Source organism: Halomonas fontilapidosi (assembly GCF_014192285.1).
Taxonomy (GTDB): Bacteria; Pseudomonadota; Gammaproteobacteria; order Pseudomonadales; family Halomonadaceae; genus Halomonas; species Halomonas fontilapidosi.
Map to the genome: position 1 here is coordinate 212385 of NZ_JACHXQ010000005.1, position 25160 is coordinate 237544.

Sequence of the window (25160 nt, forward strand, 5' to 3'; positions counted from 1 at the left end):
CGGTTCCTCGAGCAGCTGACCGACAACCGCCACGCTGGGCTCTACAATTGTTGTTCGCATGTTACCCCATGGCCGCGGCGATTCCCAAGGGCTCTCGGGTATTGTCGACATCATGTCGGTGGCCATGAAATGAACAAGCCGGCCCCGAGGGGCCGGCTTGGCATATCAGCTGCGGCAGGTGATTCCACCTGACGCGGGGCGGGCAGGCCCCTCAGCGATTGGCGCGATGCTCGATCAGCTCATCGACCACCGACGGATCCGCCAAGGTACTGGTATCGCCCAGCCCCTCACATTCGTTGGCGGCGATCTTGCGCAGAATGCGGCGCATGATCTTGCCGGAACGGGTCTTGGGCAGGCCCTGGGCCCACTGAATGACGTCGGGCGAGGCGATGGGGCCGATATCCTTGCGCACCCACTTGGTCAGCTCCTTCTTGAGCTCGTCGCTCTCCTCGAAACCATCAGCCAGGGTCACGTAGATGTAGATGCCCTGTCCCTTGATGTCATGAGGGAAGCCGACGACGGCCGCCTCAGCCACGGCGTCATGGGCGACCAGTGAGGACTCGATCTCGGCGGTGCCCATGCGGTGGCCTGAAACGTTAAGCACATCGTCGACGCGGCCGGTGATCCAGTAGTAGCCATCCTCGTCGCGACGGCAGCCGTCGCCGGTGAAGTACATGCCCTTGTAGGTGGAGAAGTAGGTCTGCACGAAACGCTCGTGATCTCCCCAGATGGAGCGGGCCTGGCCCGGCCAGGAGTCCAGGATGACCAGGTTGCCCTCGGCGGCGCCCTTGAGTTCGTTGCCCTCGTTGTCCACCAGCGCCGGCACCACACCGAAGAACGGCAGCGTGGCAGAGCCCGGCTTGAGGTCGGTAGCGCCGGGCAGCGGAGCAATCATGATGCCGCCGGTCTCGGTCTGCCACCAGGTGTCGACGATGGGGCACTTGCCGTTGCCGATCACCCGATGAAACCACTCCCAGGCCTCGGGGTTGATGGGCTCACCCACCGAGCCGAGCACGCGCAGGCTTTCGCGGCTGCTGGAGTCCATGACGTTGTCGCCGTGGGCCATGAGGGCACGCACCGCCGTCGGCGCGGTATAGAGGATATTGACGTTGTGCTTGTCGACGACCTCACCCATGCGGCCATGCGTCGGATAGCTGGGCACCCCCTCGAACATCAGGGTGGTGCCGCCGTTGGCCAGCGGGCCGTAGACGATGTAGCTGTGACCGGTCACCCAGCCGACGTCAGCGGTACACCAGTAGACCTCGCCCTCCTGATAGTCGAAGACGTACTGGTGGGTCATGGCAGCATGCAGCAGGTAGCCACCGGTGGTGTGCTTGAGCCCCTTGGGCGCGCCGGTCGAGCCGGAGGTGTAGAGGATGAACAGCGGATCCTCGGCCCCCATCTCCTCGGCCGGACAGTCGGTAGACTGCTTGCTGACGATGTCGTCGTACCAGACGTCGCGCCCGTCCTTCCAGTCGACCTCGCCGCCGGTACGCTTGACCACCAGCACGTTCTTGCACACATCGGTGCCGTCGCGGGTCAGGGCAGCATCGACGTTGTCCTTCAGCGGCACTTGCTTGCCGCCACGCACCGACTCATCGGCGGTGATGACCAGCTTGGACTTGGCACCGATGACGCGCTGGGCCACGGCATCCGGGGAGAAGCCACCGAACACCACCGAGTGCACGGCACCGATGCGAGCACAGGCCAGCATGGCCATGGCGGCTTCGGGAATCATCGGCATGTAGAGGGTGACCACGTCACCCTTGCCGACGCCCATTTCCTTGAGGCCATTGGCCAGCTGACAGGTCTGCTCAAAGAGCTCGCGGTAGGTGAGCGTCTTGTCATCCTTGGGGTCGTCGCCTTCCCAGATGATCGCCGGCTGGTCGCCACGCGTCTCGAGATGTCGATCGAGACAATTGACGCTGGCGTTCAGAGTGCCGTCCTCGAACCAGCGGATATCCACGTTGTGAGAATCGAAGGAGGTATGCTTGATCTTGGTCGGCGCCTTGGTCCAGTCGAGGCGCTTGGCCTGCTCACTCCAGAAGCCCTCGGGATCGTCGACCGACTGCTGATACATGGCCTCATAGGTGGCCTTGTCGGCGTGGGCGTTGGCGGCAAACTCGTCGCTTACCGGATGGACTTTCTGCTGTTCGGTCATGGATATGCCTCTGTCCAGGGGGTTGGACCCTCCAGGTGGATGTTGCCGACCCCGGTGCGAAAGGACGGGCCGGCCCCATAAAACCTGCCAACAGCATATACGTCAGCAGGCGGCCTTCCCTTTAGACATTGGTAGAAACATTTTTCCCATTAATCACAATGACTTACAAGAAAAATCAGGAGGCGTGACAGCCAAGATAGACCAAGGTCTCAGCGCAGTGCCGGCACCGGTATCCTCGCCCCCGGCGGGCCAGGGAGTGCCGCCGGGCGGTAAAAGCGTGTTCACGACACGCGCAGCGATAGCGGTAAGGCGCCGGGCTCGCGCGTCCGGTATCAAAGCGATGAGTCGTGCGCGGCTCCAGACCGAAGAGGCGACGCATCACGGTCTGCCACTCGTGTCCGTGGGGTCGCGCCCTTGGGCCATCCTCCAGGTGATGCACCAGCCAGTGAGCCATCTCATGGGGCACCACCTCGACCAGGAAGGCAACACGGTTCTCCGCCAGCAGCACCGGATTGAAGCGCAGCCCGCCACGAGCGAAGTGTGCCTGGCCGGCGCACTTGCCGCGCAGGTCCAGCCATACCGCCGGGCGCGGCAGTGACGGATGCAGCTCACGACACAGCTGCCAGGCCGCTTCGACGCGCGCCAGGAGACTGCGGTGCAAGGCGGCCTGGTCGAGGTCATCGAGCCGGGAGGCGTCGGGATCGGGAAGCGCGGGCATCGTCATGGGATGCTAGAATGGCGCCTTCGCGTCGAGGCGTAAAGCCTCACCCATGTCCACGTGTCCCCTGCGAGAGCCGTCATGTCCGATGCCGAAACGCCACTCCCCCAGCCGCTGCTCGAGGATGAAGCGCTCGAACTGCTCGACGACTTCCTCGACTCGGAGCGGGTCGACGCCGACGCCCTGGACCTGATCGCCGCCCATGGCTTCCTGGTGGCCTTGGCGGTAGCGCCACGCGATACGCCCGCCGCGACCTGGGTCGCTGAACTGTTTCACGGCGAGCCGGCCTTCGCCGACGACGCCGAGCGTGAAACCATCCTGGGGCTGCTCGAGCGGCTCCGGCACAACGCCATCGACGTGCTGGAGGCGGGCGGCCTGCCGGAGTTGCCCTTCGAACTCGAGCTGGGTGACAGCGCCCCCGAGGAGACGCCCATCGGTGACTGGTGCGCCGGCTTCATGGAGGGGGTATTCCTCGACGAGGCCGCCTGGTTCGCCGACGACGAGGAAGCCGCCGCCACCCTGCTGCTGCCCTTCATGCTGCTCTCGGGCCTGTTCGATGACGAACCCGATATGGCAGAGCTGGCCAATGATGCGGCGCGCCTCGAGAGTCTCGTCAGTCAGCTCCCGGAGCTGGTACTGGACCTCTACCTCCACTATCGCGTCCCCCCGGAGACGCCCAAGCCCAAGCCGCGCCGCAAGCAGCCCGGCGGACGAGGCAAGGGCCGGCGGTAAGCTGGAAGCTGGAAGCTGGAAGCTGGAAGCTGGAAGCTGGAAGCTGGAAGCTGGAAGCTGGAAGCTGGATAGCAGAGTGTGGCTTCTGGTGCAGGCATAGACGGTTTTTTTTACCGCTTATCGCTCCCGGCGACGCCGGGTTAACGCAGCCGCGTCAGCATCCCGTCGAGGGTGCCGTAGAGCCACTCGCGAAAGCGCTGCAGGCGCGGCCGCCGCGCCCAGGCCTCGGGGTCGATCTCCTGGCTCGAGGCGAAATTGCGCGTGAAAAGCGCCGCGACATCGGCGGCAAAACGGGCATCGTCAACTTCCTGGTTGGCCTCCAGGTTCCACTGCAAGCTCCAATGGTCGAAGTTGCAGGAACCGAGGCTGACCCAGTGATCGGCCAGTGAGAACTTGGCATGGATGAAGGTGGGCTGGAACTCGAAGATGCGCACCCCCGCGCGCAGCAGGCGGCCATAGAAGCGCTGGCCGGCATAGCGCACGCCGGGATGGTCATGAAGCTTGCCCGGCAGCAGCAGGCGCACGTCGACGCCTCGTCGCGCTGCCCGTGCCAGGCGACGTCGCAGGGTGAAGGTCGGCACGAAGTAGGGCGTACAGATCCAGAGTCGCTGATCGGCCGCCGAGACGCGCTGATGCAGCGAGTGGCGGATCGCCTGATAGCGGTAACCCTGACCCCAGACCACGCGACCGCGCATGCCACGAAAGTCCTCGCGAGGCCGCGTCGAGAGCTCCAGCCCCCGCACCAGTGAGGCCCTGCCCGGCCCGCGGCTCATGGGGGAGTCCCAGAGCCGGCAGAACAGCCTTACCCAGTCGGCCACCACCGGCCCCTCGATACGCATCGCCACCTCGTACCAGGCATCCAGAAACTCATCCACGGCCCCGAAGCCGCCGGTAAAGGCTTCACTGCCGTCGATCACCACCAGCTTGCGGTGGTCTCGGGTCAGGTTGCGCACCAGCGACTGAACCCCCAGAGGGTTGAAGAAGCGCAGCGCCACCCCGCCCTCCTCGAGGCGCTGGCGATCGGCGCTCGCCAGCCCCATGGCCCCGTAACCATCGAGCAGCAACAGCACCGACACGCCGCGCTCGGCGGCACGCACCAGGGCCGTGATCAAGGCACTGGCGAGCCGGCCCGATTCCATCAGATAGAGCTCGATGAGCACGGAGTGGCGCGCCCGGTCGACGGCATCGAACATTGTCGGCAAGAACAGCGCCGCCTCGGGAAGCAGTTCGAAATGATTGCCGTCTCGCCACATGCCATGCATGACATCGTCCCTGTCACATACCCTTGCAGCATTGACGCATGTTTGCCCGTTCGGGAAAAGCCCGCCGCTGACCGCCGGCAGAGAGACCGCTATACTGACGGCTCACCCTCGGGCACAGGCGAATGGATGGGCCTTGCACGCATGCTGACCGGCGCCCTGCGCGCGCCGCTCGAGCGACTGATGGCACAGTGGGCCCGCATTCGGCTGATCGAACCCGACCCCGAGGCGCTGGCTCTCGACCCGACACTCCCGACGTTCTATGTGCTGCCACACCCGGCGCTCTCCGACACCCTGCTGCTGGCCACTCTGACCCGATCCCACGGTCTGCCAGCCGCCGGGGGACGACAGAACGTCGGCGCCATCACCCTGCCCGCTTGCCTGCCGTTGCCCGCGCCGAGCCGGCGCCTGTGGCGCCGCACCAGGCGGCCGGTGCCCCCCTTCCTGACGCTGATCGAGCAGTGCCACCAGGACCCCGCCCGCGATGTGCAGCTGGTGCCAGTGAGCATCTTCTGGGGGCGCGCCCCGGGCAAGCGCTTCGGTTTCTGGCAGCTGCTGGCTGCCGACAACTGGCAACTCACCGGGCGGCTCCGCCGTCTGCTGTCGGTGGTGGTCAATGGCAAGGACGTGGAAGTCCATCTCGGCACGCCATTGAGACTCTCCGAGCTGCTCGACGCGCGAGAAACCCGTCTCACCAATCGCAAGATCGCCAGGCTGCTGCGGGTCCACTTCCGCCGCATGCGCACTCGGGTGCTGGGGCCGGACCTGTCCCATCGGCGAACGCTGATCGAAGGCGTGGCAGCAAGTCCCGAGGTGCGACGCGTCATCCGCGAGGTGGCCGTCGCCGAGCAGCGCTCGCCGGCGCACCTCGAGGACCGCGCCCGCCGCTATGGCCGCGAGATCGCCTCGAGCATGACCTACCCGGTACTGCGCTTCATGGATGGCCTGCTAAGGCGGCTCTGGAATCGCCTCTACGACGGCGTTTCGGTGCGTGGGCTGGAGCGGGTCAAGCCTCTCGCCGGAGACCATACCCTGGTCTATGTTCCCTGCCATCGCAGCCACATCGACTACCTGCTGCTCTCCTACGTGCTCTATCGCGACGGCCTGATGCCCCCGCACATCGCCGCCGGACGCAACCTGGACATGCCGCTGATCGGCCCGCTGTTGCGCCGCGGCGGGGCCTTCTTCATGCGCCGCAGCTTCCGCGACAACCGCCTCTATGCCACGGTCTTCAATGAGTACCTGCATCGCTTGATAGCCCGCGGCCACCCGCTGGAATACTTCATCGAGGGGGGACGTTCGCGCAGTGGCCGCATGCTGCCCGCCCGGCCCGGCATGCTCTCGATGACCCTGCGTTCCTACCTGCGCAGCGCGCGAAACGGCGGCCAGCCGCTGGTGTTCGTCCCCGTCTATATCGGCTACGAGCGCATCCTCGAGGGCGGCAGCTACCAGCGTGAACTGCACGGTGGCAGTAAACGTAAGGAGAGCCCATGGGGGCTGTTGCGGGTGCTCCGCCAACTCCGTCAGCCCTTCGGGCAGGTCGCCGTGAACATCGGTGAGCCCCTTTCCCTGCGTGGCTTCCTGGACGCGGAGGTCCCCGACTGGCGACAACGGCGCGACGACTCGCGCCCGGCCTGGCTCACTCCGCTCGTGCCTCGCCTCGGCGAGACACTCTCACGACGCATCAACGCGGCCGCCGCCCTCAACCCCGTCAATCTGGTGGCCCTGGTGCTGCTGACCACCCCCCATCGGGCCATCGAGGCCGCTCTGCTGAAGCGTCAGCTGGCGTTGCTGATCGCCCTGCAGCAACGCCTGCCGGGCGGCCGCCACGTCAGCCTGCCGGATGGCACACCTGATGACTGGCTCGAGCGAGCGCTCGTCCTGGGAATGGTCGAGCGTCGCTCCCACCCGCTGGGCGACATCATCGTCGCCGATGAGCGACAGGCCGGCCAACTGGCCTGGTACCGCAACAACGTGCTGCACCTCTTTGCGCTCGCCGGCCTCACCGCTTTCGCCTTCCGTCACCAGGCCCGCCATGACCCGGCGGGTCTCGAGGCCCTGCTCGCCCCCGGCTGGCCGATCCTCGCCCGGGAGTTGAAGATCTCCCCGCCTGACTCGCTGCGCGACGATCTGGTCAACATGCTCGACGCCCTGGTCGACGCGACGCTGCTGGAGCGTGACGGTGAGGGCTGGCGACGGCCCGCCGAGTCGCTGGAGGCCGGCGAGCAGTTGCGCATGCTCGGCGGATTGATGCAGCCCTCCCTGGAGCGCGGTTACCTGCTGCTGTCGGTGTTGCTGAGCGAGCCCCCGGGCCACTTCACGGCCGATGAGCTGACGTCGCACAGTCGCGAACTCGCCGAGCGGCTGGCACTGCTCTCGGGGCTTGATGCACCGGAGTTCTTCGACACGCGATTATTCTCGGGCCTGGTGGAGAGCCTGGAAGCGCAGGGATGGCTTTACAGCGAGGCTGGCCGGCTGGTGTTCGACGAGCGCCTGCGCGAGGCGGCCCAGCGAAGTCGGGCACTGTTCGACCCGGCGCTGCGTCACCGCCTGCAGCTGGTCAGTCGCCGGGACGCGGGCTGAGGTCAGGCCTCCAGGCGGCGGTGGACATAGAGGTCATAGCGGCTGGTCTTGTCCTCGACGACGTGACGGGGCGTCGGTCCTTCGATGGGCGGGGCCTTGCGTGGCCGCTTGACCACCACCCGGTGAGTGGCCACGTCCAGCGCCGCCTCCAGCAACCGCGGAGCATCGGGGTCATCCCCGGCCAGGGTACGGAACAGCCGCATCTCCTTCTTGACCAGCGCAGACTTGTCGCGGTGGGGAAACATCGGGTCTAGATGGATCACCTGAGGGGCCACTGTCGCCCTTGCCACCAGCGTCTCCAGGTCGTGGGTCGCGTCGCCGTGGACGAGCGACATGCGCGCGGCAATGTCACGTATTTCCGAATCGCTCCGCGCCCGCACCAGGCCGTCCTCCAGCAGGGCAAAGATCGCCGCGACCCGCTCGATCATCAGCACTTCGGCGCCCAGGCTCGCCAGCACGAAGGCATCGCGACCCAGCCCGGCGGTCGCATCCACCACCGAGGGGGTGACACCCCTGGCCAGGCCACAGGCCCGTGCCACCAGTTGGCCGCGGCCACCGCCGAAACGACGCCGATGGGCAGCACGCCCGGTAACGAAATCCACCGCGAGCGGACGGCCATAGCGCCTCGGATCACCGGCCAGCACCAGGCGGTCATCCTGGCGGACCAGTAGCAGCTCGGCCTCGCCTTCCGCGGCCTTGGGCAGGCCGAGCTGCTCCGCCAGTGCCGGGGCGCCCTGTACCCCCACCGGCATGCCAGGCCTCATCGGCTCTTCTGCCAGGCGACCCGGTCCCGCAGATAGACCGGCTGGACCTCATGGGCCGGCCGGGCTTCGTCGGCATCGACGGCGCGCGCCGCCAGGCGTGCCATGTCGGCAGCCTCGGGCTCGGGTTCGGCCAGGTAGAGGCCAATACTGGCCTGCACCTCGGCAGACATCTGGTCCCACAGGCGCCAACCGGAGCCGATGCCGACCCAGTCAGGGTCCTCATGGCCGGCAGGCACGCGCAGTTGTGCCGGTGGCATCACGGCCTCCTCGGTCAGCGCCACGGGCACGCCGTCCCGGCATTGCCAGGTAGCCACGTAGATCTCGCCCATGCGCGCGTCCAGGGCGGTGATCAGCCAGCGGTAGTGGTGTCGACGATGGGCACCTAGCGCCAGCGCCTCGAGGGTCGAGACACCCACCAGCGGCCGGTCGAGGCCGAAGGCGAGCCCCTGGGCAACACCGGCGGCGATGCGCAGGCCGGTGAAGGAGCCCGGCCCCCTGCCATAGGCCACGGCGTCCAGCGCCGAGGCCGGCAGGCCGGCCTCGGCGAGCACCTCGTCGACCATCGGCAGCAGGCGCCGGGTGTGCTCCCGCGGCGTCATGGCGAAGCGTGATATCAGTTCATCATCGAGGCCTTCACGGCGGCGCAGCAGAGCGGCGGAACAGGCGCTCGAGGAGGCATCCAGGGCCAGCAGGATCGACATGGGCAAGAGGTCGCGGCAAAAAATGTCGGATCATTATACGCGCGCCATCGCCAACGACGAAGGCCCGCGCATGGCGGGCCTTCGTCACGGGGAGCGGAGAGAGTGAGGGCTTAGCCTTCCAGCGCCTTGAGCACCTGCGCCGTGATGTCGTCGACACTGCCGACGCCCTCGACGCGGTGGTAGGTCGGTGCCGCCTCGGGGTCCTGCTCCGCCCAGGCCTGATAGTAGTCAACCAGCGGCGCGGTCTGCTCATGGTAGACCGCCAGACGGTTGCGCACCGTGGACTCGCGGTCGTCATCGCGCTGGATCAGCGGCTCGCCGGTGACGTCGTCCTTGCCCTCTTCCTTCGGCGGGTTGTACTCGACGTGATAGACGCGGCCGGAACCGGGATGCACGCGGCGACCGGCCAGGCGCTTGACGATCTCCTCGTCTTCCACGGCGATCTCCAGCACGTGATCGATCTTGACCTCGGCATCCTTCATGGCCTGGGCCTGGGGGATGGTGCGGGGGAAGCCATCGAACAGAAAGCCGTTTTCGCAGTCGGGCTGGCTGATGCGTTCCTTGACCAGGGCGATGATGATGTCGTCGGACACCAGGCCGCCACTGTTCATGATCTCCTTGGCCTTCAGCCCCAGCTCGCTGCCCTCCTTGACGGCGGCGCGCAGCATGTCGCCGGTGGATATCTGCGGGATGTTGAAACGCTCGCAGATGAACTGGGCCTGAGTGCCCTTGCCGGCACCGGGGGCGCCCAACAGGATCAAACGCATCTGACTGCTCCTTGAAGTGTGAATCTCGTGCACGAAGAAAGAGAAGAACCGAACGATAACCGTGCCGTCGGGTCCAGACAAGCGACAGGCCTTGGCGCACCGCCTTGAATGTGGAAAAAAGGCCTGTACATCAACCCTCTGGCAGCCAAATAGCACTTTGGTCTGCCCTTCATGATAGCGGCTGGAGGAAACGACAACGGCGTCTTGCGACGCCGTTGTGCCAGGCAGGGGTAACAGGCCTAGAGCAGCAGACGACGAATGTCGGTCAGCACCTGGCCCAGGAAAGCGGTAAAGCGTGCCGCATCGGCACCATTGACCGCCCGGTGGTCATAGGAGAGGCACAGCGGCATCATCAGCCGCGGCTGGAAGGCCTGGCCATCCCACACCGGCTTCGTCTGCGATTTGGAGATGCCCAGGATGGCGACCTCCGGCGCATTGACGATCGGCGTGAAGGCGGTGCCGCCGATGGAGCCCAGACTGGAGATGGTGAAGCAGCCACCGGTCATCTCCTCACGCTTGAGCTTCTTCGACTGGGCCTTCTTGGCCAGCTCCACGGACTCCTTGGCCAGCTCGATCAGCGACTTCCGGTCGGCATTGCGGATCACCGGCACCATCAGGCCGTCCGGGGTGTCCACGGCGATGCCAATGTGCACATACTTCTTGTGCACGATCGTCTCACCGTCACTTTTCAGACTGACGTTGAACTGCGGAAACTTCTCGAGGGCGAAGGCACAGGCCTTGATCAGGAAGGGCAGCGGCGTGAGCTTGGCGCCCTGAGCCTCGGCCTCGGCCTTCATCGACTTGCGGAAGGCTTCCAGCTCGCTGATGTCCGCCTCGTCGAACTGAGTGACATGCGGCAGGTTGACCCAGCTGCGATGCAGGTTGGTGGCGCCCATCTTCATCAGACGGCCCATGGGCTTCTCTTCCACCTCGCCGAACTGGCTGAAGTCCTGATCCGGAATCGGCGGGATGCCACCCCCGGCAGCCGCCGGCGGTGCCGCCGTGGCGGAGGTCTGAGCCTTGCCGCTCATCACCTGCTTGACGTAGGCGTGGACGTCCTCCTTGAGCACACGATCCTTGGGGCCACTGGGCTTGACCAGCCCCAGGTCGACACCCAGCTCACGCGCCAACATGCGCACCGCCGGTCCGGCATGGACCAGCTTGCCGTCGCGGGGCTTGTGGGCGGCCATCTGGGCTTCGGGACTCGGCGAGCCCGAGGGCGTGGCCGCTGGCTGGTCGGCAGCGGACGCCGGCGCCTCGGCCTTCGGCGCCGCCTTCTGCTCGGGCTGCTTCGCCGCCGGCTGGGCGGCGGGCTTGCTGCCGGCCACCTCGATATAGCCGATCAGGTCGCCCTCGGAGACGGTATCGCCTTCCTTGACGGTGAGCTCGATGAGCTTGCCCTTGTAGGGGCTGGGCACGTCCATGGAAGCCTTGTCGGACTCCAGGGTGATCAGCGGATCCTCCTCATCGACCTCATCGCCGGCACTGGCCGCGATCTCGATGATCGGCACGTCGGAGGAGCCGGAGAGATCCGGGACCCGCACTTCCTTGCGCTCGGGCTCGCCACCGCCGCTTTCTTCCTCGGCCGGCGCCGATTCCTGAGGCGCGCTGGCTTGAGGTTCAGCGGGGCTCTCGGCAGCGTCCTCGGCCTCGCCACCCCCTTCGCCGGTACCCGCGTCCTCGATTTCCATGGTGCCGATGACGTCACCTTCGGAAACCGTGTCACCCTCCTTGACGGTGAGCGAGACCAGCTTGCCGGCATGGGGGCTCGGCACATCCATGGAGGCCTTGTCGGACTCCAGGGTGATCAGCGTATCTTCGGCGGCCACCTCGTCACCCTCGGCCACCGCCACCTCGATGATCTCCACATCGGAGGATCCCCCCAGATCGGGAACCTTGACCTCCACGGTGCGCTTGCCCCCACCCCCGCTCTTGGCGGCGGGCTTCTCGGAGGCCTTGTCGGGCGGCGATTCGGCTTTCTTGGGCGCCTCCGAGGCCTCGCTCTTGTCCTCGGTCTCGCCGCCACCTTCGGCCTCTATCTCGACGATGTCATCGCCCTCGGAGACGGTATCGCCTTCCTTGACCAGCACCTTCAGTACCTTGCCCCCCTTCGGCGCCGGTACGTCCATGCTGGCCTTGTCGGATTCCAGCGTGATCAGGGTGTCCTCGGGGGCAATGACATCGCCCTCGGCCACCGCGATCTCGATGATTTCCACATCGGTATCGCCACCGATGTCCGGAACTTTGATGATTTCGCTACTCAAGGTCGCGCTCCTTCAAACTCTTGACGGGGGCGGGCCCCGCGGGCCCGCCGTGCCACCGGATCAGTCGGTCAGCGCCTCATACCTCAAGCGGGTTGGGCTTGGCCGGGTCGATGTCGTATTTCTTGAGCGCCTCGCCGACGACCTTGCGATCCAGTTCGCCACGGTCGGCCAGCGCCTTGAGCGCGGCCACGGTCACGAAGCGGCGGTCGACCTCGAAGAAGGCGCGCAGCTTCTCGCGGGTATCGGAGCGACCGAAACCGTCAGTCCCCAGTACATGGTAGTCGGTCGGCACCCAGGCACGGACCTGGTCGGCGAACAGCTTCATGTAGTCGGTGGAGGCGATCGCCGGGCCCTTGCGCCCCTCCAGGCAGGCGGTGACGTGAGGCTTGCCGGGCTCCGCTTCGGGATTGATGAAGGCCTGGCGATCGATCTCCAGGGCCTCGCGGCGAAGCTCGTTGAAGCTGGTCACGCTCCAGATGTCAGCGCCTACGCCCCACTCCTCGGCGAGCATCTCGGCGGCGGCCTCGACCTCTAGCAGGATGGTGCCGCAGCCCAGCAGCTGGACGCGACCCTTGTCACCCTGGGTCTCGCGCAGCAGGTACATGCCCTTGATGATGTCGTCGGCGGGCACCTCCTCGAGGGCAGGATGCTCGTAGTTCTCGTTCATCACCGTCAGGTAGTAGAAGCAGTTTTCCTTGTCGCTGAACATGCGCTTCAGGCCGTCCTGGACGATGACCGCCACCTCATGACCATAGGTGGGGTCATAGCTGCGGCAATTGGGAATCGTCGAGGCCAGGATGTGCGAATGCCCATCCTGGTGCTGCAGGCCCTCGCCGTTCAGCGTGGTACGCCCGGCGGTGCCCCCGATCAGAAAGCCGCGAGCCTGCATGTCACCGGCCGCCCAGGCCAGGTCGCCGATGCGCTGGAAGCCAAACATCGAGTAGTAGACATAGAACGGCAGCAGCGTCGTGGCGTTATTCGAGTAGGAGGTCGCGGCGGCGATCCACGCCGACATGGCACCGGCCTCGGTGATGCCTTCCTCGAGGATCTGACCCTTCTGATCCTCGCGGTAGAACATGATCTGGCCCTTGTCGACCGGCTCGTACTTCTGGCCCTCTGAGGTGTAGATACCGAGCTGGCGGAACATGCCCTCCATGCCGAAGGTGCGCGCCTCATCGGGAATGATCGGCACCACCCTCGGGCCGAGCTGCTTGTGCTTGACCAGCCCGTTCAAGACGCGCACGAAGGCCATGGTGGTGGAGACCTCACGGCCCTTGGAGCCGCCGGTCTGAGAGGCGAAGATCTTGTCATCCAGCGAGGGGATCTCCAGCGCCTCGAAATCACTGCGCCGGCTCGGCACGTAGCCGCCCAGACGCTCGCGCTGCAGATGCATGTACTTGAGCTCCGGGGAGTCATCCTCGGGCTTGTAGTAGGGCACCTCCTTGAGCTGCTCGTCGTTCAACGGAATGCCGAAGCGATCGCGGAACGTCTTGAGCGCCTCGTACTCCATGGTCTTGACCTGGTGGGCCTCGTTGGCGGCCTCACCATCACCGCTCCCCATGCCATAGCCCTTGACGGTATGCGCCAGGACCACGGTGGGCCGGCCGTTGGCGTTCTGCGTCGCCTCGTGATAGGCCGCATACACCTTGAAGGGGTCGTGACCGCCGCGGTTGAGCTTCCAGATGTCCTCGTCGGACAGGTCCTTGACCATCTCGGCGGTTTCCGGGTACTTGCCGAAGAAGTGCTCCCGGGTGTAGGCGCCGCCATTGGCCTTGTAGTTCTGGTATTCGCCGTCGACCGCCTCGTCCATGCGCTTCTGCAGGATGCCCTTCTTGTCCTTCTCGAACAGCGGGTCCCACAGGCGGCCCCAGACGACCTTGAGGACGTTCCAACCGGCGCCGCGGAACACACCCTCGAGCTCGTCCATGATGCGGCCGTTACCACGGACCGGGCCGTCCAGGCGCTGCAGGTTGCAGTTGATGACAAAGATCAGGTTATCGAGCTTTTCGCGGCTGGCCAGGTGGATGGCCCCCAGGGATTCCGGCTCGTCGCACTCGCCGTCTCCCATGAAGCACCAGATCTTGCGGTCGTGCATTGCCTTGAGCTCACGGGAGTCCAGATACTTCATCACGTGGGCCTGGTAGATAGCCTGGATCGGGCCCAGCCCCATGGACACCGTGGGGAACTGCCAGAAATCCGGCATCAGCCAGGGGTGGGGATAGGACGAGAGGCCGTCGCCATCCACCTCCTGGCGGAACTTGTCCATCTGCTCTTCACTGAGTCGGCCCAGCAGGTAGGAGCGGGCATAGACCCCGGGCGCCACATGACCCTGGATGTAGACAAGGTCACCCTCGAAATCGCCGTTCGGGGCGCGGAAGAAGTGGTTGAAGCCCACGTCATAGAGGGTTGCCGCCGACATGAAGCTGGCGATGTGACCACCCAGCCCCGGGTTCGCGCGGTTGTTGCGGATGACCTGGGCAATGGCGTTGTAGCGAACCAGCGAACGAATCCGCCGCTCCATGAAGATATCCCCCGGCATCGGCGCCTCGCGATGCACCGGGATGGAATTGCGATGCGGGGTGGTCACCGAGAAGGGCACCTGCATGCCATCGCGACGCACACGGTCGGCCAGACGCGTCATCAGGTACCGGGCACGATCCTCGCCCTCGCGATCCAGGACCGACTCCAGGGAATCCAGCCATTCCGTGGTTTCGACCGGATCGAGATCTTCTCTTGTTTCCAGACTCATAGACGTCTCTCCGAATGACGGTTGGGACTACAGCCCCGCAGAGGGGCGAGTGGTGCTCCTGTTCGAACCTGAAGCCCGAACGCGCCAGGCCTGTAGTTGTTTTACAAGACAGTGTGATGGGACGTTGCTGTTCGCGCGAAGATACCGTAAACGCCGGGCCCTGCCAATTCAAGATAAAATGGAAAATAATTCCAAAGAATTATTTTGCGCTGCAACACAGGGCATTACGCGCCACCGCAAGATCGAAATCGGCCCGTCTCAGGCAGTTGTAGTTAAACTACTGTATGAAGCAAGCGTGCCATTCAGAAAGCATCGACCTGGCCTTGTGGCATGCTTCAGAAACGTATTCTTCCCATTTCCTGGCGAAAATAGGCCCAATCGAAGGCGGGCCCGGGGTCGCTCTTGCGCAGCGGTGCCACTCGGGCATGACTGGTGATGCGCGTTTCGTCGAGGTCCGGATAGGCCGCCATCAAGGCCAGCGTGACCGCCGCCAGCGACCGATACTGGGCCCCGGTGTAGGGGCTCACCTCGTCACCCTCCAGTTCGATGCCGAGGGCAAAGTCGTTCAACGCTCGACGCTCGCGAGCGCCGTCTTTCCAGCACGAACGGCCGGCATGCCAGGCCCGTGCCTGAAAGGGCACGAACTGAACGCACTCGCCATCGCGCCGGATCAGCAGATGCGCCGAGACGCGCAGACTGGCGATGGCCGCAAAGAAAGGATGTGCCTCGGGCTCGAGCCGGTTGGTAAAGAGCCGTTCGATATGCTCGCCCCCGAAGACTCCCGGCGGCAGGCTGATGGAGTGCAGCAGCAGCAGCGAGACCTCCCCCGCCGGTCGGGCGTCCTGATTGGGTGAGGATAGCCGCCGGGCGCCGGAGAGCCAGCCGTCGTCGATATACATGGTTTTACCTGACGTCAATGCATGGATTTCCCTATAATGACCGCCTCACGCTTCCCCGCACAGAGATGGACCCGCCATGCATTATCAGGACGCCCTAGTCGAAGAGATCCGAGACAGCGCCGCCCGGCTGCTGGCCGAAGACGTCGGTCCCGGCGACATCACCGCCCAGCTGGTACCCGAACGGCAGATGGCCCGGGCTCGGGTGATCACCCGCGAGGCGGCGGTGCTGTGCGGCGTGGCCTGGGTCGACGAGCTGTTCCGGCGCCTCGATGCCCGGGTCGCCCTGCACTGGCAGGCCGCCGATGGCGACCGTCTCGCGCCCGGCCAAGTGTTCCTCGAGCTGGAGGGTCCTGCACGCAGCCTTCTCACCGGGGAGCGGGCCGCGCTCAACCTGCTGCAGACCCTCTCCGCCACGGCGACCCGCACCCGCCACTGCGTGGACCTGCTCGAAGGGACCGGGGTGCGCATGCTCGATACACGCAAGACACTGCCCGGGCTGAGACTCGCCCAGAAATACGCGGTGACCTGCGGCGGCGGTCACAACCACCGCATCGGTCTCTACGATGCCTTCCTGATCAAGGAGAACCACATCGCGGCCTGCGGCGGCATCGCGGCGGCCGTCGAGGAAGCAAGGCGCATCGCCCGCGACCTGCCGGTGGAGGTGGAAGTGGAAACCTTCGAGGAGTTGGATCTGGCGCTCACCGCTGGGGCCGACGTGATCATGCTCGACAACTTCAGCCTCGACGACATGCGCGAGGCGGTGCGTCGCACCGCCGGGCGGGCCACCCTGGAGGCCTCGGGCAACGTCGACGAGGACACCCTGCGCGCCATCGCCGAGACCGGCGTGGACTGCATCTCCAGCGGCGCCCTGACCAAGGACATCGGCGCAATCGACCTGTCGATGCGCATCGTCGAGCAGGAGGCCTGACGGTCCGCTCAGGTCTCGACAGCGACCAGTCGCTTCTCGAGACGCTGGCGATAGAGCCGCTCGCCCCCGCGTTCGACCCAGTCGTCGCCCAGCGGCGTCCACCCCCGATGCACCAGGCCCTGCGCCAGCACGGCACTGGCCACGATGCTGATTCGGGTCACGCCCTGCTCCAAGAGCAGGCGCTCGGCGTGCACCAGCAGGGTCGACCCGATACCGCGACGGCCCAACGACGGCCAGACATAGAGGGTCTCGACCCGCCCACGGGGCACGTCCAGTTCGAGAAAGCCCACACAGCGGCCCTCGCAGTCGGCGACCAGGGTGGTATAGAGCGCCTGACGTGCCGTCCAGGCACTGCCATCCCGCGGCAGGGCCATTGCCCAGGTCTCCCGCTCGGCCAGCGAATAGTGCCCCGCCGCCCCCTGCAGCACGGCATGGTGAAAGACCTCGCCCTGATCGGCGCCATCGCGCGCCCGAGCGGCGCGATAGATGATGCGCGGCCCGCGAGGGCGTGCGCAAAGCGGCGGCTCGGCCGGCTCATGATCGGTATCGATGTCGGCAAGACGCATGCAGGACCTTCCTGAGATGATGACCGGCCCAGCAGATTACCCAAGCCACGCCGCCGGGCCAAGCCTTGCGAGTGAACACTGTCAGGATATGCCATGAACGACCGCCCTGCCTCGTCCGAGGCCTTACACCTCGCGCCTATCGGCGTCATCGAGAGCGATTTCCCGGACAAGTTCGGCATCCCTCGCCAGCCGGGGTTGGCACCGGCGGCCCGAGCCTCATTGGTGATGGTCCCGCCGTACGATGAGCCGTTGGCGGTGAGGGGCCTGAACGCCTTCAGCCACCTCTGGTTGACCTTCGTCTTCCACCTCAGTCCCGGGCAGAGCGATCCCGCGCACTGGACGCCGCTGGTGCGCCCGCCGCGTCTGGGCGGCAATGCCAAGGTGGGCGTCTTCGCCAGCCGCAGCACCCATCGTCCTAACCGCCTGGGGCTGTCGCTGGTCGAACTTGTCGAGATCGACACCTCGGACGGTGTACGCCTTGTCCTGCGCGGCGCCGACCTGGTCACTGGCACCCCGGTACTCGACATCAAGCCCTATCTGCCCTGGGCGGAGTCCCGCCCCGAGGCCCGCGCCGACTTCGCGCCAGCGCCGCCACCGACGCTGGCGGTCAACCTCTCGCCCGAGGCCGAGGCCATGCTGGCCGAACGCGCCGATGGTGACTCGCTGCGCGAGCTGATCACCCAGGTACTCGCCCAAGACCCGCGCCCCGCTTACCGCCGTGGCGCCGAGGCACGGGTCTACGGGGTGCGGCTACGCGACGTGGACGTGCGCTTCCAGGCCCTGCAGGCTGCATCCGGGCCGACCACCCTGAGGGTGGTCGAGATCGTGCCAGCCGCAGCGCCAGCATGACGAAGGGCCCCAAGGGGGGCCCTTCTGCGTCATGACGATGGCATCGGTTGAAAGCACGCCATCAGTCGAAATCGATGCCGATGCGCCGGCCTACCTCCTCGTAGGCCTCGATCACGCCGCCCAGTCCCTGGCGAAAGCGGTCCTTGTCCATCTTGTCGCGGGTCTTGGCATCCCACAGGCGACAGCCATCCGGCGAAAACTCGTCGCCCAGCACGATCTCGCCCTTGAACAAGCCAAACTCCAGCTTGTAGTCCACCAGTAGCAGGCCACCCTCGGCGAACAGCGCCTTGAGCACCGCGTTGACGCGGAAGGTCAGCGCCTTCATCTCGGCCAGCTGCTCGGGGGTCGCCCAGCCAAAGGTCTCGGCCAGCGACTCATTGATCATGGGGTCATGCAGGGCATCGTTCTTGAGGAAGAGCTCGAAGGTGGGCGGGTCGAGCGCCTGGCCCTCCTCCACGCCGAGGCGCTTGACCAGGCCGCCGGCGGCGATATTGCGCACCACGCACTCCACCGGGATCATCTCGAGGTTCTTGACCAGGCTCTCGGTGTCGGAGAGGCGCCGGTCGAAATGGGTGGGGATCCCGGCGTCCTGGAGCTTGCCCATGATGAAGGCATTGAAGCGGTTGTTGACCATGCCCTTGCGGGCCAGCGACTCCATGCGCTCGCCGTCGAAGGCGCTGGTGTCATCACGGAAGGTCAGGATCAGACGATCGGGATCATCGGTGGCATGGACCGACTTGGCCTTGCCAGCATAGAGTTCTTGGCGCTTTTCCATGGGGAGCCTCCAGAGGCGCGAATACGGATCAGGATGGTCGTTCAGCCGAGGGTCTGCCAGGCCAGTCCATCGTCCTGGGCGGCGACCCTCAGCCGGGATTCATCGCCGTCGAGCAGGGGGACCAGGGCCTCCAGGGCCAGCTCGGGGCGGTTGTTGTGTTCGGAGAGGTGGGAACAGACGATGCGCTGCAAGCGATCGAGCCCCAGCCGGGCCAGCAGCCAGGCCGCCTGGCCGTTGGCCAGATGCCCCCAGTCGCCGCCGACGCGTCGCTTGAGACTCGCGGGATAGGGTCCCTCGACGAGCATCCGCGGATCGTGGTTGCACTCCAGCACCAGGCCGTCGCAGCCGGCGAAGGCCTCGACCACATGCGCGCTGGGATGCCCCAGGTCGGTGAGCAGTCCCAGGCATCGCTCGCCGGCGGCGATGCGAAACTGCACCGGCTCCCGGGCGTCGTGAGGCACGGTGATGGGATCGATGGTCAATCCCTTGACCGCAAAGCGCGCCTGGGGAGTGATCCAGTGGTGGCGCGGGAGCTCGCCGAGCCGACCCGACAGCCAGGTGCCCGGCGTCAGGTAGACCGGCATCCCGTGGCGACGGGCCAAGGGACCGACACCTCGCAGGTGGTCGCCATGCTCGTGGGTCACCAGTAGCGCGTCGAGCTGGCGAGGATGCAGCCCCAGGCGCGCTAGGCGGCGTTCGGTCTCGCGCAAGGTGAAGCCGCAGTCGACCAGCAGGTGCGTCTCACCGTCGCTGACCAGGGTGGCGTTACCCTTGCTGCCGCTGCCCAGTGAAGCAAAGGCGAGGCGCCCCTGCCCACTCGACACCATCCCCGTCATCAGCGCAGCAGGCCCGCCACCCGCTCGAGCAGCTCGCGCTGGTCCACCGCGGAGAGCTCGCCGTCGCCGGCACCGCGTGCCGTCAATACGGTCTCCTCGGGGCCGCGAGACTCCAGCACCAGGCGAACCTGCTGCGGCTCCTCACCCAGATCGAAGGTCGCCAGCGAGCGCCAGAAACCTCGCTCCCGCTCACTCCGGGTCAGGTAACCCAGCAGGAAGCTACGCGACGCGGGGTCGCGTTCGAGCAGTTCACGACGCCCCTCGACCGAAAAGTCGAGTTCCAGCTGGTGACTGAGCTCGGCCCACAAACGGTCCACCGCGAAGGGCAGAATGACCTGCCAGTCGTCGCCACGCTGCATGAATCGGGCACGATTCTGGGCATCGGGCCGCTGGGCGGCCAGTGAGGCAACGCTCGAGGAGAGGCTGCGTGCCTCGAAATGACGTTCCAACGCCGTCAGGCAGGCCGCCTGAGTGGCGCCGCCCTGCTTGCAGCGAATCTCGCTGTCGCCTCGGCGCAACGCCGGACGGACGCTGAGCGTGGCCTGGTCGGTTTCCAGAAGGCCGCGACGGGAGTCGCTGGCGGTGACGGTCAGGCCTCGACGGCGAGCGAAACGCTCGAGCTCTGTCCAGACCGTTGCCGGCTCGGCGCCCACCACCAGCCAGCGATCGTCACCGATCGCGCGACGCTCGACATAGCCTCGCTCCCTGGCGCGCCCGGGCGACAGGGCCTGGGGAAGGGGGGCCTCGACAACGCCGTCTTCCGCGGGCCGCATACCACTCACCTCGGGCACCGGCATGGCATCGCGATAACGCGCGGCGTCGCGGCCCTCCGGCAGTACCAGGGGCGCATTGGTCTCGGCCTCGTCATAATCGAGGTTGCGATCATGGTAGAAGCCATCACGGGCACAGCCGGCCGTGGCCAAGGCGATGACCGCCACCAGCGGCATCCATTTCAGCGCAGAGTTCATGCGTCCACCTTGCCTAGAGTTGTGCGGGTGCGGTGCCGGACACCGCTCAGTCGTCGATCAGGCCCGCCAGCTGCAGGGCCTCACTGACGGTGGAGTGATACTTCTCGGAGAGCCAGGTCAGCGGTAGCCGGATGCCGGGCTCGATATGGCCCATGCGGTACAGCGCCCACTTTACCGGGATAGGATTGGACTCGATCCCCAGGTTGGTGTGCAGCGGCATCAGGCGCGTATTGATCTGGTGAGCTCGATCGGCTGCCCCCGTCACGGCCGCCGTGCAAAGCTCATGCATGGCCTGCGGCGCCACGTTGGCCGTCACTGAGATGTCACCATGACCGCCCATCAGCATGAAGTCACAGGCGGTGGCATCATCTCCCGAATAGAGCATGAAGCCGCTGCCCTTGAGGCGGGCGATCAAGTCCTCGGCGCGCTCCAGATTACCGGTGGCGTCCTTGAGCCCGATGATCTTGTCGACCTCGGCCAGGCGCAGCACGGTCTCGTTATAGATGTCCGAGCAGGTGCGCCCCGGCACATTGTAAAGGATTACCGGCAGGTCGCTGCTTTCGGCGATGGCCTTGAAGTGCCGGTAGAGCCCTTCCTGGGTGGGTTTGTTGTAGTAGGGGGCCACCGTCAGGCAGCAGTCCGCTCCGACCTCGCTGGCATAGCGGGCCAGCTCCACCGCCTCGGTGGTATTGTTGGAGCCGGTGCCGGCGATGACCGGAATGCGTCCGTTCACCTCCTCGACCACGGTGCGGATGACATCGAAATGCTCGGCGAACGACATGGTGGTCGGCTCGCCGGTGGTGCCTGCCGCCACGATGGCATCGGTGCCGTTGTCGAGATGAAAGTGCACCAGGCGGCGCAGGGCCTCCCAGTCGATATCGCCGTTGACCTTCATCGGCGTCGCCAGCGCGACGATACTGCCAGTGATCATCCTCTCGATTCCTCTCGATTCGCCTGCATTCGCGGTCTCGGGGACCTCGACAACGTCCCGCGACCTGCCCCGGTGCCAGGGGCCAAATGGTACTCAGGCCTCGGGAGCCTGTACAGCCACGACTTTACAGTTCGCCAAGGCTTGCGTGTAATCAGAGAGCTTTCACCAACCACGACAGGAGCACCACCATGAGCGTCAGCCTCGGCGAACCCGTTCCGGACTTCACCGCCATTGCCACCGGGGACACCACTGTCACCCTCTCCGAGCTTAAGGGGAAACAGGTGGTGGTCTACTTCTATCCCAAGGCCAGCACCCCCGGATGCACGACCGAGGGTGGCGACTTCCGCGACCTCAAGGAGGCATTCGACGCGGCCAATACCGTGATCCTCGGCGTCTCCCGGGACGGCATCCGTGCCCAGGAGAACTTCAAGGCCAAGCAGAGCTTCAACTTCGCGCTGATCTCGGACAAGGACGAGACGCTCTGCCGCCTGTTCGACGTGATCAAGCTCAAGAAGCTCTATGGCAAGGAGCACCTGGGGATCGAGCGCAGTACCTTCCTGATCGACGCCGACGGCAAGCTCGCCCGCGAGTGGCGCGGCGTCAAGGTCAAGGGCCATGCCCAGGAAGTGCTGGACGCCGCCCAGGCCTTGAATGCTGATTGACATCAGACTGTCGCCGCACATGCCCATGGGCGGCGACAATCCTGAGCGCTTCGCGGCGCTCACGACTCGGCGGACGTCTCGGCTGCCTCCTGCCGGTGGCGCTGCTTGATGCCTCGCGGCCAGGCGTAGACCAGCGCCTTGAGCAGGGTCGCCAGGGGAATGGCGAAGAAGACCCCCCAGAACCCCCAGATTCCACCGAAGAAGAGGATCGCCAGGATGATCGATACCGGATGGATATTGACGGCCTCCGAGAACAGGATCGGCGACAGCACGTTGCCGTCCAGGGCCTGCAGCACGCCGTAGGCGACCAGCACATAGAGAAACTCATCCGTCAGGCCGAAGTGGAAGCCGGCCACCGCCGCCACCGGCAGGGTGGTCACCGCCGCTCCGATATAGGGCACCAGCACCGAGAGCCCCACCACCACCGCCAGCAGCGCCGTGTAGGGGAGCCCGAAGTAGGCGAAGGTGAAGAAGGCCACGCTACCGACGATGATGATCTCGATGAACTTGCCACGCACATAGTTGGCGATCTGGTCGTCCATCTCCTCCCAGACGCGGGTCATCAGCTCGCGCCGCTGGGGCAACAGCGAGGTAGTGAAGCCCACCAGGCGGTCGCGGTCCTTGAGCATGAAGAACACCAGGATCGGCACCAGGATCAGGTAGACGATCAGCGTCAGGACGTTGCCCAGCGAGGCCAGCGACAGGGTCAGGGCCCTCTGGCCGAGCTGCGTCACCTCGCGGCCAGCCACGTCGATCCAGTTCTGCATCTGGTCGGGAGTGACCAGGTTGGGATAGCGTGCCTGGAGATCGTCCAGCAACTTCTGGCCACTGGCGAACATCCGCGGTGCCTCCTGGACCAGCCCCACCAGCTGGTTCCAGATCAGCGGCATCAGGATGAAGGCCAGCGCCAGCAGCACCCCAATGAAGGCGAGAAACACCACGAACACCGCCAGCAGGCGTGGCATCCTGCGCCGCTCCATCCAGCTTACCGGCCCCTGCAACAGGAAGGCCACCACCAGGGCGATGAGAAAGGGTGCCAGCATGCGCCCGAACAGGATCACCACGGCGAAACCCAGCACCAGCACCACCAGCAGGATCACCGCCTCCTCGTCCGAGAAGTAGTGATCGATCCAACTCCTGAAGACCGACCTCAAGGTCATGGAGCAGGCTCCCCGCCCTTGCGGATCCAGTAGTGATAGACGTCGCCGCGCTCTTCCCTGGCCGGCATTTCGTGCGCGCTCTGGGCCACGAAGGTCTCGAAGTCGCGCCAGGAGCCTGCGTCGGTGGCCATGACCTCCAGCAGCTGACCGGGGGCGAGACGCGACAGCGCCTGCTTGGCCTTGAGCAGTGGCAGGGGGCAGGGAAGACCTTGGGCATCGAGCAGGTCATCGGGTTGCAGCGCCATGGTGTCTCCCAGAAGATGCAGTGGACGTGCAGGCTCGGGCCCGCACGCAAGTCCCTGCGATTTAAAGGCACTTTGCAGGCCGAATCAATGTCACATCTGAGTACTTGCCACCCCTTGCGCTCCCCTTGACGAGGACGGCCATGCTGCGTCGAACCGGAACCTGCCTCACCGCCTGCACCCTGAGCCTGGTGCTTGCCCTGCCGACCCAGGCCCAGCCTCCCGGCCGTTACGAGGCCCCCGACCTGACCCGAGGCGCCTCGGTCACGGCCGGGGGCGACTACGGGTTGCCCAGCCTGACCCGTGCGGGCAGCCAGGCGATCAGCGGGGAGGAATACCTGCTGGGCCGCGCCTGGCTGCGCCAGTTCCGCGCCCGCGCGCCCGAATGGCAGGATGCCATCGCCCAGGATTACGTGGAGTCGCTGGTGGCTCGCCTGCTGCCCCACAGTGGACTGGGAGACGCGCGCACCGCCGTGACACTCGTGGAGAGCCGACTGCTCAATGCCTTCGCCGTGCCCGGCGGGGTGATCGGCGTCAACGCGGGCCTGTTTGCCTTTGCCGAACGCGAGGCCGAGCTGGCCTCGGTGGTCGCCCACGAGCTCGGGCATCTCTCCCAGCGCCACTATGCCCGCGGCCAGGCCCGCGCCGAGCAGACCCAGATCCCGGCGATGGCCGCCATGCTCGCCGGCATGTTGATCGCGGCCGGCGGTGGCGGCGATGCCGGCATCGCCGCCGCCATGGGCTCACAGGCGGCTGTCATCCAGGATCAGCTGAGCTACTCACGACGCTTCGAGCAGGAGGCCGATCGGGTGGGCCTGCAGGCCATGGCGGACGCCGGCTATCAGCCGGGCGCCATGGTAGAGATGTTCCGCGCCATGCAGCGCATGGTGAGCCTGCAGGGCGGGAATCCCCCGGAGTTTCTGCTCACCCACCCGGTGACCGAATCGCGCATCAGCGATACCCAGGCCCGCGCCGACCAGCTCTCGGTGACGGCACCGCGCGACGGGGACCTTCACTACCAGCTGGTAAGGGCCCGGGCACTGCTGGCGATCCATGATCGCGACCCCCAGCAGGCCAGCACCCGCCTGGCCCAGGACCAGGCGCCCGAGGCGGCCCGACGCTACCTTGACGCACTGATCGATGCCCGGGCTGGCCGTACCGACCGGGCGCTGCGCGAGCTCGACGCCTTGACCCAATCATACCCCGACCTGGCGATGCTGCCGGCCTCGGCGGCCCAACTCGCCTTCGAGGCCGGCCGTATCGATGAAGCCATCAACCGCAGCCGCCGGCAGCTGCGACTGATGCCGGATTATGCGCCGACGCGCCGCCTGCTGGGCGAGGCGCTGCTGCAGCGCGATCCCGACGAGGCCTATCGCGTCCTGCGCGAACTGGCCGACGATCGTCCCGAGGACCCGCAGGTGTTCACCCTGCTCGCCGAGGCCGCGGGCCGTAGCGGTCGCGAAGCCTGGGGCCACCTGGCCCGCGCCGAGCAGTTGCAGCTCACCGGCCGCATCGATCGCGCCATCCGCCAGCTCGAAGTGGCCAAGCAAGTGGCCGAGCGCGAGGGTAACAGCACCGCCGCCAGCCATATCGAGAGGCGTCGCGAGGACTTTATCGGCTATCGGGAGACGCTGGAGGAGTTCTGA

At 66.0% G+C, this 25160-nt stretch carries 22 protein-coding genes; 6 read left to right on the top strand and 16 right to left on the bottom strand.

Features of this window, described 5'->3' with window-relative positions; translation table 11 throughout:
* Window positions 1–211 precede the first annotated feature (211 nt).
* Both acs and FHR95_RS09590 read right to left on the bottom strand, forming a co-directional pair.
* The gene (acs, locus tag FHR95_RS09585) at window positions 212–2161 is read right to left on the bottom strand and encodes an acetate--CoA ligase (RefSeq protein ID WP_040185418.1); all 1950 of its coding nucleotides are present in this window, start codon (window positions 2159–2161) and stop codon (window positions 212–214) included.
* A gap of 175 nt (window positions 2162–2336) precedes the next feature.
* On the bottom strand, window positions 2337–2885 hold the full coding sequence (locus tag FHR95_RS09590; RefSeq protein ID WP_183314215.1) for a SprT family zinc-dependent metalloprotease: 549 nt from the start codon (window positions 2883–2885) through the stop codon (window positions 2337–2339).
* A gap of 75 nt (window positions 2886–2960) precedes the next feature.
* Here FHR95_RS09590 and FHR95_RS09595 point away from each other — a divergent pair, with 75 nt between their 5' ends.
* Window positions 2961–3611, top strand: coding sequence for a YecA/YgfB family protein (locus FHR95_RS09595; protein ID WP_183314216.1), 651 nt, complete (start codon window positions 2961–2963; stop codon window positions 3609–3611).
* 140 nt (window positions 3612–3751) lie between these two features.
* Here the strand turns inward: FHR95_RS09595 and FHR95_RS09600 are convergent, their stop codons facing one another.
* Window positions 3752–4873 (bottom strand): phospholipase D-like domain-containing protein, encoded by a 1122-nt coding sequence (locus FHR95_RS09600; RefSeq protein WP_040185414.1) that lies wholly within the window; start codon window positions 4871–4873, stop codon window positions 3752–3754.
* Window positions 4874–4999: 126 nt separating this feature from the next.
* Here FHR95_RS09600 and plsB point away from each other — a divergent pair, with 126 nt between their 5' ends.
* A complete protein-coding gene (gene plsB / locus FHR95_RS09605; RefSeq protein ID WP_246378484.1) occupies window positions 5000–7453 on the top strand; it encodes a glycerol-3-phosphate 1-O-acyltransferase PlsB in 2454 nt (817 codons plus the stop codon).
* Window positions 7454–7455: 2 nt separating this feature from the next.
* Here plsB and FHR95_RS09610 read toward each other — a convergent pair whose 3' ends face one another.
* The 6 genes from FHR95_RS09610 to ampD form a co-directional block, all read right to left on the bottom strand.
* Entirely contained in the window at window positions 7456–8205 is a 750-nt protein-coding gene (locus FHR95_RS09610) for a class I SAM-dependent methyltransferase (RefSeq protein WP_221199278.1), read from the bottom strand.
* Between the two features lie 8 nt (window positions 8206–8213).
* Window positions 8214–8918, bottom strand: coding sequence for a tRNA (adenosine(37)-N6)-threonylcarbamoyltransferase complex dimerization subunit type 1 TsaB (gene tsaB / locus FHR95_RS09615; protein ID WP_183314218.1), 705 nt, complete (start codon window positions 8916–8918; stop codon window positions 8214–8216).
* A 110-nt stretch (window positions 8919–9028) separates the two neighbouring features.
* Window positions 9029–9685 (bottom strand): adenylate kinase, encoded by a 657-nt coding sequence (adk, locus tag FHR95_RS09620; protein WP_040185410.1) that lies wholly within the window; start codon window positions 9683–9685, stop codon window positions 9029–9031.
* A gap of 239 nt (window positions 9686–9924) precedes the next feature.
* Complete coding sequence (gene aceF / locus FHR95_RS09625) at window positions 9925–11949, bottom strand: pyruvate dehydrogenase complex dihydrolipoyllysine-residue acetyltransferase (RefSeq protein WP_183314219.1); 2025 nt, start codon at window positions 11947–11949, stop codon at window positions 9925–9927.
* A gap of 76 nt (window positions 11950–12025) precedes the next feature.
* A complete protein-coding gene (aceE, locus tag FHR95_RS09630) occupies window positions 12026–14698 on the bottom strand; it encodes a pyruvate dehydrogenase (acetyl-transferring), homodimeric type (protein ID WP_040185406.1) in 2673 nt (890 codons plus the stop codon).
* A gap of 335 nt (window positions 14699–15033) precedes the next feature.
* Window positions 15034–15597 (bottom strand): 1,6-anhydro-N-acetylmuramyl-L-alanine amidase AmpD, encoded by a 564-nt coding sequence (ampD, locus tag FHR95_RS09635; RefSeq protein ID WP_040185405.1) that lies wholly within the window; start codon window positions 15595–15597, stop codon window positions 15034–15036.
* Between the two features lie 76 nt (window positions 15598–15673).
* Between ampD and nadC the strand changes: the two genes are divergently transcribed.
* Window positions 15674–16525, top strand: a complete 852-nt coding sequence (gene nadC / locus FHR95_RS09640; RefSeq protein WP_040185404.1) for a carboxylating nicotinate-nucleotide diphosphorylase — start codon at window positions 15674–15676, stop codon at window positions 16523–16525.
* An 8-nt stretch (window positions 16526–16533) separates the two neighbouring features.
* On the opposite strand, the gene FHR95_RS09645 is transcribed toward nadC, so the two are convergent.
* Complete coding sequence (locus FHR95_RS09645) at window positions 16534–17091, bottom strand: GNAT family N-acetyltransferase (RefSeq protein ID WP_183314220.1); 558 nt, start codon at window positions 17089–17091, stop codon at window positions 16534–16536.
* 93 nt (window positions 17092–17184) lie between these two features.
* Here FHR95_RS09645 and tsaA point away from each other — a divergent pair, with 93 nt between their 5' ends.
* Window positions 17185–17940 carry a tRNA (N6-threonylcarbamoyladenosine(37)-N6)-methyltransferase TrmO gene (gene tsaA, locus FHR95_RS09650; RefSeq protein ID WP_183314221.1) on the top strand — a complete coding sequence of 252 codons (756 nt, stop codon included), beginning with the start codon at window positions 17185–17187 and terminating at the stop codon, window positions 17938–17940.
* 61 nt (window positions 17941–18001) lie between these two features.
* Here the strand turns inward: tsaA and purC are convergent, their stop codons facing one another.
* Genes purC through dapA form a run of 4 tightly spaced genes read right to left on the bottom strand, consistent with a single transcriptional unit; the run spans window position 18002 to window position 21450 of the window.
* On the bottom strand, window positions 18002–18715 hold the full coding sequence (gene purC / locus FHR95_RS09655) for a phosphoribosylaminoimidazolesuccinocarboxamide synthase (RefSeq protein WP_183314222.1): 714 nt from the start codon (window positions 18713–18715) through the stop codon (window positions 18002–18004).
* A 41-nt stretch (window positions 18716–18756) separates the two neighbouring features.
* Window positions 18757–19539: an MBL fold metallo-hydrolase gene (locus tag FHR95_RS09660; RefSeq protein ID WP_343065203.1), complete on the bottom strand. Its 783-nt coding sequence runs from the start codon at window positions 19537–19539 to the stop codon at window positions 18757–18759.
* A gap of 11 nt (window positions 19540–19550) precedes the next feature.
* Window positions 19551–20519: a lipoprotein, NlpB gene (locus FHR95_RS09665; RefSeq protein ID WP_246378486.1), complete on the bottom strand. Its 969-nt coding sequence runs from the start codon at window positions 20517–20519 to the stop codon at window positions 19551–19553.
* Between the two features lie 46 nt (window positions 20520–20565).
* Window positions 20566–21450: a 4-hydroxy-tetrahydrodipicolinate synthase gene (gene dapA / locus FHR95_RS09670; protein ID WP_183314224.1), complete on the bottom strand. Its 885-nt coding sequence runs from the start codon at window positions 21448–21450 to the stop codon at window positions 20566–20568.
* A gap of 188 nt (window positions 21451–21638) precedes the next feature.
* Here dapA and FHR95_RS09675 point away from each other — a divergent pair, with 188 nt between their 5' ends.
* Window positions 21639–22112 (top strand): peroxiredoxin, encoded by a 474-nt coding sequence (locus tag FHR95_RS09675; RefSeq protein WP_040185396.1) that lies wholly within the window; start codon window positions 21639–21641, stop codon window positions 22110–22112.
* 59 nt (window positions 22113–22171) lie between these two features.
* On the opposite strand, the gene FHR95_RS09680 is transcribed toward FHR95_RS09675, so the two are convergent.
* Both FHR95_RS09680 and FHR95_RS09685 read right to left on the bottom strand, forming a co-directional pair.
* Window positions 22172–23272: an AI-2E family transporter gene (locus FHR95_RS09680; protein WP_040185394.1), complete on the bottom strand. Its 1101-nt coding sequence runs from the start codon at window positions 23270–23272 to the stop codon at window positions 22172–22174.
* Window positions 23269–23517 (bottom strand): sulfurtransferase TusA family protein, encoded by a 249-nt coding sequence (locus FHR95_RS09685; RefSeq protein WP_040185391.1) that lies wholly within the window; start codon window positions 23515–23517, stop codon window positions 23269–23271. The genes FHR95_RS09680 and FHR95_RS09685 overlap by 4 nt, the downstream gene beginning before the upstream one ends.
* A 140-nt stretch (window positions 23518–23657) precedes the next feature.
* On the opposite strand from FHR95_RS09685, the gene FHR95_RS09690 reads away from it, so the two are divergent.
* Window positions 23658–25160, top strand: coding sequence for a M48 family metalloprotease (locus FHR95_RS09690; RefSeq protein ID WP_183314225.1), 1503 nt, complete (start codon window positions 23658–23660; stop codon window positions 25158–25160).

What these genes read in the sequence shown, in the direction of transcription:
- acs (WP_040185418.1), bottom strand. Translation starts at nt 2,161, where the DNA reads ATGACCGAACAGCAGAAAGTCCATCCGGTAAGCGACGAGTTTGCCGCC.
- FHR95_RS09590 (WP_183314215.1), bottom strand. Translation starts at nt 2,885, where the DNA reads ATGACGATGCCCGCGCTTCCCGATCCCGACGCCTCCCGGCTCGATGAC.
- FHR95_RS09595 (WP_183314216.1), top strand. Translation starts at nt 2,961, where the DNA reads ATGTCCGATGCCGAAACGCCACTCCCCCAGCCGCTGCTCGAGGATGAA.
- FHR95_RS09600 (WP_040185414.1), bottom strand. Translation starts at nt 4,873, where the DNA reads ATGCATGGCATGTGGCGAGACGGCAATCATTTCGAACTGCTTCCCGAG.
- plsB (WP_246378484.1), top strand. Translation starts at nt 5,000, where the DNA reads ATGGGCCTTGCACGCATGCTGACCGGCGCCCTGCGCGCGCCGCTCGAG.
- FHR95_RS09610 (WP_221199278.1), bottom strand. Translation starts at nt 8,205, where the DNA reads ATGCCGGTGGGGGTACAGGGCGCCCCGGCACTGGCGGAGCAGCTCGGC.
- tsaB (WP_183314218.1), bottom strand. Translation starts at nt 8,918, where the DNA reads ATGTCGATCCTGCTGGCCCTGGATGCCTCCTCGAGCGCCTGTTCCGCC.
- adk (WP_040185410.1), bottom strand. Translation starts at nt 9,685, where the DNA reads ATGCGTTTGATCCTGTTGGGCGCCCCCGGTGCCGGCAAGGGCACTCAG.
- aceE (WP_040185406.1), bottom strand. Translation starts at nt 14,698, where the DNA reads ATGAGTCTGGAAACAAGAGAAGATCTCGATCCGGTCGAAACCACGGAA.
- ampD (WP_040185405.1), bottom strand. Translation starts at nt 15,597, where the DNA reads ATGTATATCGACGACGGCTGGCTCTCCGGCGCCCGGCGGCTATCCTCA.
- nadC (WP_040185404.1), top strand. Translation starts at nt 15,674, where the DNA reads ATGCATTATCAGGACGCCCTAGTCGAAGAGATCCGAGACAGCGCCGCC.
- FHR95_RS09645 (WP_183314220.1), bottom strand. Translation starts at nt 17,091, where the DNA reads ATGCGTCTTGCCGACATCGATACCGATCATGAGCCGGCCGAGCCGCCG.
- tsaA (WP_183314221.1), top strand. Translation starts at nt 17,185, where the DNA reads ATGAACGACCGCCCTGCCTCGTCCGAGGCCTTACACCTCGCGCCTATC.
- purC (WP_183314222.1), bottom strand. Translation starts at nt 18,715, where the DNA reads ATGGAAAAGCGCCAAGAACTCTATGCTGGCAAGGCCAAGTCGGTCCAT.
- FHR95_RS09665 (WP_246378486.1), bottom strand. Translation starts at nt 20,519, where the DNA reads ATGAACTCTGCGCTGAAATGGATGCCGCTGGTGGCGGTCATCGCCTTG.
- dapA (WP_183314224.1), bottom strand. Translation starts at nt 21,450, where the DNA reads ATGATCACTGGCAGTATCGTCGCGCTGGCGACGCCGATGAAGGTCAAC.
- FHR95_RS09675 (WP_040185396.1), top strand. Translation starts at nt 21,639, where the DNA reads ATGAGCGTCAGCCTCGGCGAACCCGTTCCGGACTTCACCGCCATTGCC.
- FHR95_RS09680 (WP_040185394.1), bottom strand. Translation starts at nt 23,272, where the DNA reads ATGACCTTGAGGTCGGTCTTCAGGAGTTGGATCGATCACTACTTCTCG.
- FHR95_RS09685 (WP_040185391.1), bottom strand. Translation starts at nt 23,517, where the DNA reads ATGGCGCTGCAACCCGATGACCTGCTCGATGCCCAAGGTCTTCCCTGC.
- FHR95_RS09690 (WP_183314225.1), top strand. Translation starts at nt 23,658, where the DNA reads ATGCTGCGTCGAACCGGAACCTGCCTCACCGCCTGCACCCTGAGCCTG.